The sequence below is a fragment of the Streptomyces iconiensis genome (genome assembly GCF_028657195.3).
GTDB lineage: Bacteria > Actinomycetota > Actinomycetes > Streptomycetales > Streptomycetaceae > Streptomyces > Streptomyces iconiensis.
Genome location: NZ_JANCPR020000052.1, coordinates 24,464 through 37,158, shown reverse-complemented (window position 1 = coordinate 37,158; position 12,695 = coordinate 24,464). Strand labels below are relative to the sequence as shown.

At 72.4% G+C, this 12,695-nt stretch carries 7 protein-coding genes; 3 read left to right on the top strand and 4 right to left on the bottom strand.

The genetic code is table 11. The annotated features are described in order from the left end of the window. Window positions 1-68: 68 nt before the first annotated feature. Entirely contained in the window at window positions 69-839 is a 771-nt protein-coding gene (locus NMN56_RS35465; RefSeq protein ID WP_274039323.1) for a GntR family transcriptional regulator, read from the bottom strand. 173 nt (window positions 840-1,012) lie between these two features. Here NMN56_RS35465 and NMN56_RS35460 point away from each other — a divergent pair, with 173 nt between their 5' ends. Next, on the top strand, window positions 1,013-2,383 hold the full coding sequence (locus tag NMN56_RS35460) for an MFS transporter (RefSeq protein ID WP_274039322.1): 1,371 nt from the start codon (window positions 1,013-1,015) through the stop codon (window positions 2,381-2,383). Window positions 2,384-2,470: 87 nt separating this feature from the next. Here the strand turns inward: NMN56_RS35460 and NMN56_RS35455 are convergent, their stop codons facing one another. Further along, a complete protein-coding gene (locus tag NMN56_RS35455) occupies window positions 2,471-6,136 on the bottom strand; it encodes a hydantoinase B/oxoprolinase family protein (RefSeq protein ID WP_274039321.1) in 3,666 nt (1,221 codons plus the stop codon). A 204-nt stretch (window positions 6,137-6,340) separates the two neighbouring features. Continuing rightward, entirely contained in the window at window positions 6,341-7,813 is a 1,473-nt protein-coding gene (locus NMN56_RS35450; protein WP_274039320.1) for a HEAT repeat domain-containing protein, read from the bottom strand. A 299-nt stretch (window positions 7,814-8,112) separates the two neighbouring features. On the opposite strand from NMN56_RS35450, the gene NMN56_RS35445 reads away from it, so the two are divergent. After that, entirely contained in the window at window positions 8,113-9,645 is a 1,533-nt protein-coding gene (locus NMN56_RS35445) for a PP2C family protein-serine/threonine phosphatase (protein WP_274039319.1), read from the top strand. A 72-nt stretch (window positions 9,646-9,717) separates the two neighbouring features. On the opposite strand, the gene NMN56_RS35440 is transcribed toward NMN56_RS35445, so the two are convergent. Continuing rightward, window positions 9,718-11,262 (bottom strand): DNA-binding protein NsdB, encoded by a 1,545-nt coding sequence (locus NMN56_RS35440; RefSeq protein WP_274039318.1) that lies wholly within the window; start codon window positions 11,260-11,262, stop codon window positions 9,718-9,720. Between the two features lie 235 nt (window positions 11,263-11,497). On the opposite strand from NMN56_RS35440, the gene NMN56_RS35435 reads away from it, so the two are divergent. After that, window positions 11,498-12,679 carry an aminoglycoside phosphotransferase family protein gene (locus tag NMN56_RS35435; RefSeq protein ID WP_274039317.1) on the top strand — a complete coding sequence of 394 codons (1,182 nt, stop codon included), beginning with the start codon at window positions 11,498-11,500 and terminating at the stop codon, window positions 12,677-12,679. Window positions 12,680-12,695 lie beyond the last annotated feature (16 nt).

Genomic DNA, 12,695 nt, shown 5'->3' with positions numbered 1-12,695 from the left:
ACGTGCGCGACCCCTCGCCCGGTCCGCCACCGGACTGGATCAGCACCCGGTCCCCCACCGGGCCCGGATCAGCGCCCGTCAGCCGTACGCTCACCCGCCGTACGCCCGTGCACAGCGCTCCCGTACACCGTGCTCCCGTCCCTCGCGCGGGGCACGTCCGTGGTCGCGTAGGCGCCGGCCAGCTGACTGCGGGAGTCGTCCAGATACGCGGCGAGGAGGCGTTCGGCCTCGGCCGCCTCGCCCTGCTGGAGGGTGCGCAGGATCTCCTCGTTGCGTACGAGGTAGGGCTCGTGGAAGCGGCGCGGATCGTCCATCACGTGGAAGACGAGCCTCAGTTCGGCCAGGACGCCGCGCATCAGCGCGTCCGTGCGCGGGCTTCCGGCCAATTCCACCATCGCCTGGTGGAACCGCATGTTGGCCGTACCCAGGTCCCGCCAGCGTGCCTCGGAGGAGGCGCCACGTCCCGCCGTGACGGCCGATTCCAGCGCGGCCAGCGGATACGGGGGCTCCCCCAGCGCGCGCAGGACCGCGCACTGCACGAGGGAACGCACGCGGTAGATGTCCTCCAGGTCCTCGACGGTGAGCACCCGTACGAACATGCCCCGGTTGAGGCGGTGCGCGAGCAGCCGTTCGTGGGTGAGCAGGCGGAACGCCTCGCGGAGCGTGTTGCGCGAGACACCCAGCGCTGCGCCGATCTCTTCCTCGGGCAGCCGCGCTCCTGGACGGAAGGCACCCTCGATGATCCGGCTGCGCAGGATGTCGGCGACCCGCTCCGCCGTACTCGTACGGCTCAACAGATTTCGGTCGGCGGCGAGTTCGTCCAGCACGTCGTCGCTCATGGCTGAAGTGAACCCCACCGCGAAGAACATGACAACGTGAGGATTGCCGAATCGTTCAACAATCCTCTATACGTGGAAGTGCGGACGATGCCCACGGTGGGCCCAACTCCGCCCCAAGGCCCCAGAGTTGCCGCGCACCACGGAGGTGCCGGCCCGTTGCCTGCGAGGTACCCATGAGCACGACACCAGCGGCCCGGCCCCCTGGAGAGACGCCGCGCCCGAAGCCCCATGGACCCGACGAGAAGCTCGGCAAAGCCGACGACACCAGCGCCCCCGACAACCCCGACCCCCACGGGGACGGCACCAACAGCGACGACGGCGGGCCCTTCGCCTGGTTCCGCGACCTCGGCCCCCGTGGGCGCCATGCCTTCGCCGGCGCGTTCGGCGGGTACGGCCTGGACTCGTACGACTTCTACGCGCTGCCGCTCGGCATGGTCGCCATCGCGGCGTACTTCGGGCTCAGCAGCGGCGAGACCGGCCTCCTGGCCACCGTCACCCTGGTGGTGTCCGCGCTCGGCGGCGCGCTGGCCGGCATTCTCGCCGACCGCTTCGGCCGGGTGCGGGCGCTGCTGATCACGGTGATCACCTACGCGGTCTTCACGGTGCTGTGCGGCCTCGCGCCCAACTACGAGACGCTGCTGGTCTTCCGCGCGCTCCAGGGGCTGGGCTTCGGCGGCGAGTGGGCCGTGGGTGCCGTGCTCGTGGCCGAGTACACCTCGGCACGCCACCGCGGCCGTACGCTCGCCACGGTGCAGAGCGCCTGGGCCGTTGGCTGGGGCCTGGCCGTGCTCGTGTACACGGCCGTCTTCGGGCTGCTGGACGACGGGCTGGCCTGGCGCGTCATGTTCTTCACCGGGGCACTGCCCGCGCTCCTGGTGTTCTACGTCCGCAGGCACGTGAGCGACGCCCCCGTGGCGGCGCGGCGGCTGGAGAGCGCCGAACGCGGCTCGTTCGCCGCGCTCTTCCGGCCCGGTCTGCTGCGCACCACGCTGTTCGCCTCCCTGCTGGCGACCGGCGTGCAGGGCGGCTACTACACCCTCGCCACCTGGGTGCCCGCCTTCCTCGGCGGAGAGCGCGGGCTGACCGTGGTGACCACGGGCGGGTTCCTCGCGGCGCAGATCGCGGGGGCCTTCGCCGGCTATCTCACCGGCGGCTATCTGACCGACCTGCTGGGCCGCAAGGCGACCATCGCGCTCTTCGCCGCGCTCTCCGCCGGATGCGTCATGGGCTACACCCATGTGCCGGCGCACGCCAACGGGTTGCTGCTGGTGCTGGGCTTCCCGCTCGGCTTCTGCATGTCCGCCATCTTCAGCGGTTTCGGCTCCTTCCTCGCGGAGCTGTACCCGACCTCCGTACGGGGCACGGGCCAGGGCTTCACGTACAACGTCGGGCGCGGACTCGGCGCCTTCTTCCCGACGCTGGTGGGGGCCATGGCCGACAGCTGGGGCGTCGGCGGAGCGCTGGTGTTCGCGGCGCTGGCCTACGGCATCGCGGCGCTGGCCCTGCTCGGCCTGCCGGAGACGCGCGGGCGCGAACTCGCCTGAGCGGACACCCGCCGACGGGCGGGCTCACGCCTGTGTCCTTCCCCCCTCGTGCAGGCGGGGGGAGGGGGGAAGGGCACGGGCGTGCGTTCAGCCGCTTCGGCGCCCGTCCGGGCTGCCGTAGCCGCCGCCTCCCGGGGTGTGGAGCACCAGCACGTCCCCGGCGGCGAGTTCGGCCGTGTCCCGCCCCTCAAGGGGTTCCGTTCCGCGCCCGTCGGCGCGCTCGACGGCGTTGCTGCCGAGTGCGCCGGGGCCGCCGCCCGCCATGCCGTACGGCGCGACGCGGCGGTGTCCCGTGAGCAGGGCGACGGTGACGGGTTCCAGGAAGCGCAGCCTGCGGACGACCCCGTCGCCGCCGCGCCAGCGGCCCTCGCCACCGCTGGCCGCGCGCACATGGAAGTCCTCGACGCGCACCGGGTAGCGGAACTCCAGGACTTCGGGGTCGGTGAGGCGGGAGTTGGTCATATGGGTCTGCACCGCGTCGGCACCGTCGAAGCCGTCGCCCGCTCCCGAGCCGCTGGCGACGGTCTCGTAGTACTGCACCCGCTCGTTGCCGAACGTGACGTTGTTCATGGTGCCCGACCCCTCGGCCTGCGCCCCGAGCGCGGCGTAGAGGGTTCCGGTGACGGCCTGTGAGGTCTCGACGTTGCCCGCGACGGTCGCGGCGGGGTAGGTGGGCGCGAGCATGGAGCCCTCCGGGATACGGACGTCGAGCGGGGTGAGGCAGCCGCTGTTGAGCGGGATGTCGTCGGCGACGAGGGTACGGAAGACGTAGAGGACGGCGGCCAGCACCACGGAGCTGGGCGCGTTGAGGTTGTCGTCGCGCTGCGCGGAGGTACCGGTGAAGTCGAGCAGGGCCGTACGGCGTTCGCGGTCGACGGTGACGGCGAGGCGGATGACGGCGCCACTGTCGGTCTCGTACGTGTACGAGCCGTCGCTGAGGGTGGCGATGATGCGGCGTACGGATTCCTCGGCGTTGTCGCGCACGTGCCCCATGTACGCCTGGACGACATCGAGGCCGAACTGCTCGGTCATCCGGCGCAGTTCGGCGATGCCCTTCTCGTTGGCGGCGATCTGCGCGCGCAGATCGGCGAGGTTGGTGTCCGGGTCGCGGGAGGGGTAGCGCGCCGAGGTGAGCAGTTCGCGCGTCGCGTCCTCGCGCAGGCTTCCCCCGCTCACGAGCGGCCAGTTGTCGAACAGGACGCCCTCCTCCTCGACCGTGCTGCTGAACGCGGGCATGGAACCCGGGCTGAGGCCGCCGATCTCCGCATGGTGACCGCGCGAGGCGACGAGAAACAGCAGCCGCTCGCCCCCGCCGTCTTCTCCGGCCCCACCGCCACCCCCTGACGTGGCGTCACCTTCCCGCTCGCCGTCCCCGAAGACGGGCGTGACGACGGTGACATCGGGCAGGTGGGTGCCGCCGTGGTACGGGTCGTTGATGGCGTAGACGTCGCCGGGCCGCATCGTGCCCTCGTTGCGCCGCAGCACCTCCTTGATGGACTCGCCCATCGAGCCCAGGTGCACGGGGATGTGGGGCGCGTTGGCGATGAGGTTGCCCTCGGGGTCGAACAGCGCGCAGGAGAAGTCCAGGCGTTCCTTGATGTTGACCGAGTGCGCGGTGTTCTCCAGGCGCACGCCCATCTGTTCGGCGATGGCCATGAACAGGTTGTTGAACACCTCCAGACGTACGGGGTCGACCTCCGTACCGATCGCGGAGGCCGTCTCCCGCGCGCGCACCCGGGTCAGCAGCAGATGCCCGTGCGGATCGGCGACCGCCTCCCAGCCCGGGTCCACCACGGTGGTGGCGTCCGCCTCGGCGAGGACGGCCGGCCCCTCCACGCGCTGCCCCGGGCGCACGTCCTCGCGCCGGTACAGCGGGGTGTCCCGCCAGCGCCCGCCCGTGAACATGCGGACGCGGTCGGCGGGTTCGGGGCTGCCCTCGCCCGGCTCCGGCATCACGGGGTGCGCCGTGACGGGCCCGGCCCTGCCGGTCGCCTCGGCCACAGCGGTCGCGACGACCAGGGACTTGTCCATGGTGAAGCCGTAACGCGCACGGTGCTCGGCCGCGAAGTCCTCCGCCATGGTGGCCGCCTCGCCCAGCGCGACGGTGAGCGGGGCGTCCGTGCCCGCGTACCGCAGCTGGAGGCGTGCCTCGGTGCTGATGGCGCTGTCGGGCACGCCGTCGGCGCGCAGCTCCTCGCGCGTCCCGCGCTCCAGGTCGGCGCACAACTCCCGTACGTCTGCGAGGAGTTCGTCCGTCAGCTCGGCCTCGACCGAGCGCTCGCGCAGCGCGGTCGCGTCCGCGACGCCGATGCCGTAGGCCGACAGCACCCCGGCGAGCGGCGGCACGACGACGGTGCTGACGCCGAGCGCGTCGGCCACGGCGCAGGCGTGCTGGCCTCCGGCGCCGCCGAAGCTGGCCAGCGCGTAACGCGTGATGTCGTGGCCACGCTGCACGGAGATCTTCTTCACCGCGTTCGCCATGTTGAGTACGGCGATCTCCAGGAACCCGGCGGCGACCTGCTCCGGCGTGCGCCCGTCACCTGTCCGCTCGGCGAGCCGCGCGAACTGCTCCGTCACGGTGTCGCCGTCCAGGGGCCTGTCGCCCTCGGGGCCGAACACCGGGGGGAAGTGCGCCGGCTGGATCCGCCCCAGCATCACGTTCGCGTCGGTGACGGTCAGCGGCCCACCGCGCCGGTAGCAGGCGGGCCCGGGAACGGCGCCTGCCGAGTCAGGACCGACACGGTAGCGGGCGCCGTCGAAGTGCAGCACCGAGCCGCCGCCGGCCGCGACGGTGTGGATGTCCATCATGGGCGCCCGCATCCGCACCCCCGCGACCTGGGTACCGAACACCCGCTCCAACTCGCCCGCGTAGTGCGACACATCGGTCGAGGTGCCGCCCATGTCGAAGCCCACCACCCGGTCGTGGCCGACCTCCGCACAGCTGCGCGCCATGCCCACGACCCCGCCCGCGGGACCCGAGAGCACCGCGTCCTTGCCACGGAAGTGCCCCGCCTCGCGCAGCCCTCCGTTCGACTGCATGAACATCAGCCGCACGCCCCGCAGTTCGCTCGCCACCTCGTCGATGTAGCGGCGCAGCACGGGCGAGAGATACGCGTCGACCACGGTGGTGTCGCCGCGCGGCACCAGCTTGATGAGCGGGCTGACCTCGTGCGAGCAGCTCACCTGCGTGAACCCGCACTCGCGCGCGATACGTGCCACCTCGCGTTCGTGTGCGGGGTGCCGGTAGGCGTGCATCAGGACGACGGCGGCGCTGCGGAGGCCGTCCGCGTACGCCGCGCGCAGTGCAGCCGCCGTCGCCTCCGAGTCCAGCGGCAGCACGGTGTCACCCTCGACGCCCATCCGCTCCGGCACCTCGACCACGCGGTCGTAGAGCGCCTCGGGCAGCAGGATGCGGCGGTCGAAGATGCGCGGCCTGTTCTGGTACGCGATACGGAGCGCGTCCCGGAAGCCGCGCGTGGTGAGCAGCACCGTCGGCTCGCCCTTGCGCTCCAGCAGCGCGTTGGTCGCCACGGTCGTGCCCATCTTGACAGCCTCGATCCGCTCCACCGGAACGGGTGCGTCCTGCGGTGTCCCGAGCAACCGCCTGATCCCCACGACCGCCGCGTCGCGGCCCTGACGGGCCGGGTCGTGCGACAGCACCTTCTCCGTCACCAGCGAGCCGTCCGGACGCCGCCCGACGACGTCCGTGAACGTCCCGCCCCTGTCCACCCAGAACTCCCACCGCGCATCCATGCGTCCCATGGTGCCCCGCCCCAGGGGGTTGCCCGGCGAGGCAAAGGTGCCGAAAGCCGCACCCGCACCCCCTCCCTCGGAAAGGGGGTTACGGCGCCGAGAAGGTCACGGGACGGAAAGGGGGTGCCGGGCCCGGAAGGTCAGGGGGCGGGAAGGGGGTCCGGCGCCCGGAAAGTCGTGCGGTGAGGGGTGTCCCGTGAGGGGTCAGGGGCTGAGGCGGCCTCGTACGGCGGACTGGACGCCCTCTTGCTCGGCGGGGTCGGCGGCGAGCCTGCGCAGGCGCTCGACGACGCGTGCGTCACCGGTCGTGGCGTGCTGCGCGGCGACCTCCCGGGTCGCCTCCTCGCAGTCCCACAGGCACTCGATGGCGAAGCCCGCCGGGAAGGAGGGGTCGGTGGCCGCGAGGGCACGCGCCGCGCGTCCGCGCAGCTGGGAGGAGGCGGTCTCGCGGTAGACGTGGCGCAGGATGGGCGCGGCGCAGGCGATCGTGAGGCGTCCGGCGCCGTCCACGAGCGGCCACAGCGCCTCGCTGTCGGGGCCTTCGAGCCTGACCGTACGGCGCAGCGCGGCGAGGACGGCGTCGGCGTCCTGCCGCCCGCCTCTGCAGGCGAGCATCTCGCCCGCGACGGTGGCGAGGCCCTCGGGCAGCGTTCCCTCGGGGGCCGCTGCCCAGCGCCTGGCGCGTTCGAGCGCGGCCAGTGAGCGCATACGGGCGAAGGAGGAGAGCGCGGAGCGCGAGACGGCCTCCACCGGTTCGGCCGCCGCCTCCTCGATGAGGTCGAGGATGTCGGGATCGTTACGGTCGGCGAGGTGCCGCAGCGCGGCGGCACGGGCGGCCTCGCGGGGGCCGCGTGCGGCGGCGATCAGCTCGGCGCGCTCCTCGATCCCGGCAACGGCCGCCAGGCAGCGCGCAGCCGCGGACTCCCGGTGCTGGCGGGGGTGCTGGTCGTAGCCGTCCTGCGCCCAGTCGAGGATCTCGCGCACGCTCCACCCCGGACGGGGCCCTGGGCTGCGCATCTGCTGCTGCCAGCGGTCGAAGGAGCCGCGCTCCTGGACCTGCCGCAGCCGCTCGGCCTGCTGGGGGTGTGCGGGGTCCTCGGCCCACAGCCGCCAGGGGCGGGGCTCGAACGCTTCCCGTGCCGCTGCCGCCAGCGCCGCGTCGCCCTCGGGGGTCACGGGGAAGCGGGCGAGGATCGCGGGGCCCAGGATGCGCAGGCCCGCGTCCTCGTCCCTGACGGCCAGCTCGTCGAGCGCCCATTGCCAGTTCGCGCCCGTGGTGGCGTAGCGGCGCAGCAGGCGCAGGGGTGCGTTGCCGTCGGCGGGCGAGCCGTGGGTCTGGGCGTAGGAGGCGAGGTGGCCCAGTACGGAGAGTGCGAGGCCCGTGCGGGCCTCGGCCTCCTCCGGCGTGCACAGGAGGTCCTCGGGGTCGAGGAGGTGCTTTTCGATGTCGTCGAGCCCGGCGTCCAGCTCCCTGTGGAGGCGGGCGTAATACAAGGAGCGGTGCTCGATCTGCCAGTCGCGCCTGGGGTCGTGCAGGAGGCAGTGCCGAAGCGCGCTGAGCGCTTCGGAGCGCGGCGCCGCGAGGGCGTGCAGCGTCCCGTCACCGCGGCCTCGCTGAAGGAGGCCGAGCAACGTGCCGCTGGGCGCTATGTCTGAATCGACGGAATCGACGAACATAAGAGTCAGCATCCGGTGCGGGGTATTCGACTGGCAACGGGATTTCCGTTGCCCGCCATTCTTGCCGGTGACCAGGTTTCTACTCCTGGGTTTTACTCCAAGGGGTCAGTGACTGGTCAAGAGGCGGAGCCTACCCGGAAGTGCACGTTCCGCCGACCCGGGCCCGACCGGTCGGTACGAAACGGGATCCGAGGACATATGACGGAAGCACCACCGAACCGGGTGTTGCCAAATCCCTTACGGCCCGTCGCAGGCTGTGCGACAGTCGTAACCGACCCTCACCCGTATCGGAGACTTCGATGCCGTCTCACCTCCATGCGGACCGCTCGGACGCACAGCCTCCGGAGCGCGGCGCGCTGGACGCCCTGATCTCGCAGACTCGCAGACTACGCGGCGGAGTTGACGCCGTGCGGCGCGGAGCGGGGGGCGACGACGAGGGCCTGGACGGCGCACCCGACCCCCGCCGGCGCTGGCAGCGCGCGCTGTGCGACCTGGCCGTGCACCAGCTCGACGATCTCAACGGCCATCTCGACCAGCTGCGCGAGGGCCTGCCGCAGGAGACCGACGACACCCCCCCTGGCGCCACGGGGCAGCACGCCGACCGGGACAGCGCCGTGGGTGCGGCATACGCGGCCCCGCCTCTGGCCGCTCCCGGAGCCCCGTCCGCGCTGGTGGGGCGGGTGGGCAGCGCCGACTGGAACCTCCTCACCGACGAGGTGTCGTGGTCGGACGAGCTGTACGGCATCTTCGGCAGGACCCCGGAGGACGGTCCCCTCTCCCTCGACGAGCTGCCCTCGTGGGTGGTGGCGGAGGACCAGCCGGCGCTGGCCACCGCGTTCACGGACTGCCTGGTGGACGGCCGGGCGATCGACAGGGAGTTCCGCCTCGTACGGCCCGACGGCTCGGTACGCACGCTGCACATGGTGGGCGAGCCGGTGCTCGACGAGGACGGAGGCACAGCGTCCATGTGGGCCGTGCTCCGTGACGTGAGCGAACTGCGGCGCAGCGAGCTGGCCGTGGGCGAGTCCCGTGACACGCTCCAGCGCGAGCGGCACCTCGCACAGGCCGAACGGAAGCTGGCGGTCGATCTGCAAGAAGCCGTGCTGCCGCCCTGGCGGGGCTCGCTGCGCTTCCCGCACGGCGAGGGGCAGGCGACGGGAACCCTCGATCTCGCGGCGCACTATCTCCCTTCGGCGACGGGCGCATTGATCGGCGGTGACTGGTACGACGCCATGGAACTGCCCGACGGCTCCACGCTGCTGACGGCGGGCGATCTGACAGGGCACGGCGTCGCGGCCACCTCGGGCATGGCGATGCTGCTGGGCGCCGTGCGCGGCATGGCCGTCGCCGGGATCGGCCCCGGCCCTCTGATGGAGCACCTCAACGAGCTGCTGGACTCGGCGGCCCAGCCGGCCCTGGGGAGCGCGGTGTGCTGCCGCTATGCCCCGCGCTCCCGCGAGCTGACCTGGTCACAGGCGGGGCACCCGGCGCCGCTGCTCTTCCGCGACGGCGCCGCGCGGGTGCTGGACCGGCCCGAGGGCGTACTGCTGGGCGTGACCTCCGGTGCGGCGTACGGACAGCGCACCGAGCGTCTTGAGCCCGGGGACCTGCTGGTGCTGCACACCGACGGACTCGCGCCGCGCAGCGAGCAGTTGAGCCGGGGTCCTCACGGGGAGGAGCCCCGAACGGGCGCCGAGCGCCTGCTCGGTCTCGCTTCCCGCTTCGCTTCCGCGCGTACGGCGCAGGAGTGTGTCCGCGCGGTCGCCGAGGAGTTCGGTGACAGGGAACGCGAGGACGACGCCTGCGTGTTGGTCGCGCGAGTGAGCCCCTGACCCCGGTGTCGCAGGCGCACACGTGAGCCCCTGCCCCCGTTGGGCATGGCGCACGGTGCTACGGGGCGGGGCTCATACGGTCCTGATCCCTCTGACCCCCCTGGCGAGGTTCTTGAGCTGCCTGGGATCCCTGACCTCTTTGGAGTCCCTGGAGGGTTTGGGGCTCCTGGGGAAGGCGTCCCGCAGCTCCTCACGCAGGCTCTCGATCTTGGGGAACCCGGAGTACGGCTCGGTGAGGCCGTACATGTCCCTGAGCCTGTCCCAGGTGCGGTGCGAGGAGTTCTCGTTGATGTCGAGCAGTGCGAGCCGCGCGTAACGGTCGGCCTGCTCCGGGTCGTCGGAGATGAAGCAGGCCGAGGCCAGTGAGATGTAGTCGAAGATCTGGGAACGCTGCCTTCCGTCGACGCGGAGATCGAGCGCCCGCCTGGCGTGCCGTTCGGCCGTCTTGGCCGCGCCCGGGTCGTGCTCGGCGAGGGTGCGGAAGGCGAGAGCCTGCATACCGTGCAGATCCGCCTCGTCGAACATCTGCATCCACGTGGGCGGCGGCTCGTTCCCCCTGTCGGCCACGAACAGATCCTCGGCCCGGCCCAGGGTGCGCCGCATCGCCTGGCCGCGCCCCATCGACGCCAGGGCCCACGCCTCGATGGTGTGGAGCATGGCGCGGTTGCGGGGCTGCGCCTCGTCGCCTGAACCCGCCGTGGCGAGCTCCATCAGGTCCAGTGCGTCGTCGGGGCGCCCCAGGTGCACCATCTGGCGTGCGGCGCGGGAGAGCGCCTCTCCCGCGCGGGGGCGGTCCCCGCCCTCCCGCGCGGCGTGTGCCGCGATGACGAAGTACTTCTGCGCCGTGGGTTCCATGCCGACGTCGTGGGACATCCACCCCGCGAGCACGGCGAGGTTGGCCGCGACGCTCCACAGGCGGCGCTGGTGGTGCTCGGGGTGCTGGTAGGAGAGCATGCCTCCCACCTCGTTCAACTGGCCCACCACGGCCTTGCGCTGGAGTCCGCCGCCGCGCTGGGCGTCCCAGGCGCGGAAGACCTCGACGGAGCGTTCCAGCGCGTCGATCTCCTGGGCTCCCACGGGAGCCGCTTCGTAACGGTCGGAGGCAGAATGGCCGGCCTGGTCGGCGTGGGCCGCTCCGCCGGGGGCGTTCGCTGCTCCGCTGACCGCTGCCGGGTCAGCGTTGATCCAGTCGTACAGGGCACTGCTGAGTGCCGATCCTGCGGCGAGCGCGGTGCCCGCGCCCACCAAGCCGCGTCGGTTGAGCATGAGGTCCATTCCCGTGAATTCGGTGAGGACCGCGGCAACTTGGCCGGGCGGCAGCGGCAGCCCCTCGGCGGGCTGTCTCTTCCCCGCTTGCCCTGGCCTGCTGAACCCGAGGTCCTCGATGGTCACGACACGACCGAGTCGCTCGGTGAAAAGGGCCGCCAGCACTTTGGGCACCGGGTCGCGCGGGGTCTCCCCCGTGTCGATCCAACGCCGCACCCGCGACGTGTCGGTCGCGAGCTGCGGGTGCCCCATGGCCGCCGCCTGCCGGTTCACGAGCCGGGCGAGTTCGCCCTTGGACCAGCCGGCGAGGCCGAAGAGGTCCGCGAGGCGTGCGTTGGGTCCCTTTGTCACGTCAAGCCCCCAGGTTCTCGGCTGAGTTGACAGTAACTTCCCCGCAACGGGCGAGCGAGTATTCGCCAGGGTTCGCCAGGGTTCGCCAGATGGTGTGCCACCCGCACGCGGGTGTCCTGTAGGAACGCGCCACCCCGGTCATTCTGTCCGGTCCGCATTCCCCAGGGTGCACAGGTCGGAAGGGCCGGGTGGCGCGGTAACCCCCCGTCGGCACACGAAGGGATCCTGCTCGCCCATGTATCCAGCAACGTCCCCCGTGTCCGCGCCACCCCGGCCCCGCGCCGCTCCGACGGCGCAGCTCTACAGTCGGGCGCCGGCCGTCCTTCCGCCCGAAGCACCGCGTACGGCGAGTCCGCACGCGGCAGCCGGACGGCCCCGGCGTGCGCACGGCACCCTGTCCCAACCTCCGAGCGGGAGACTGGACTTGTCCGGCCCTCAGGGCGCACAGCTCCGTGCGGCCATCGCCTCGGTCCACCGCATCTGCCCGGACTTCACGCCCGTTCAGATGCTCCGCAGGCACGGGCGCACCGTGCTGCTGGCGGGCACGGCGGGCCGGAACTCCGTCATCGCCAAGTGTCTGCTGGACCACTCCCCCGGCTGGGAGGAACGGTTCCGGCACGAAATAGCCGCTTATCGCGCGTTCGTCAGGCACCGCCCCCCGGTGCGGGTGCCCCGGCTGGTCGCGGCCGACCCGGACGCCTGCACGCTGGTGATCGAGCGGGTGCCGGGCCGGGTGGCGGCGGCGCAGCGCCACCCGCTCGACGCGCCACCCCGCGGTGACCTGCGCGCGGTGATCGGTTCGTTCTCGCGGGTCGGTCTGTGGCAGCCGCCGCCGTCCCTGTTCGAGCGGCCCATCGACTATCCGGCGCGGATCACCCGCTTCCACGAGCAGGGCCTGCTGACCGACCGGGACCTGGGCGACCTCCAGAAGCTGCTGCACGGCCTGGCGCACCCGGCGAGGCCCGGCGGGCGGCGGAGCGTGTCCTGGCAGTTCTGCCACGGGGACGCACTGCTGACCAACGTGATGCTGGGCCCGACGGGTCCTTCGCTGGTCGACTGGGAGTACGCGGGCTGGTACCTGCCGGGGTACGACCTGGCGACGCTGTGGTCGGTGCTGGGTGAGGCGCCGATGGCACGGCGCCAGATCAGCCAGCTGGCGCAGGCCGAGGGGCCCGCGGCCCGTGACGCCTTCCTGGTGAACCTGATGCTCGTCCTCACCCGGGAGATCCGCACCTACGAGACGGCGGTGCAGCGCACCATGCGCGACCCTTCGCCGCCCGCTCCCGGACGGCCCGGCACCGCTTCGCACCCCGGCGCGATGCCGACGGGCGAGGAGCAGCGGCTGCTGCTGCGGCGGCTGCACGACGACTGCGGGATGGCACGCCGGGCGGTGCGGGCCGCCGTCGGCACGCGCTGAGCGGGGGCGCCACCGG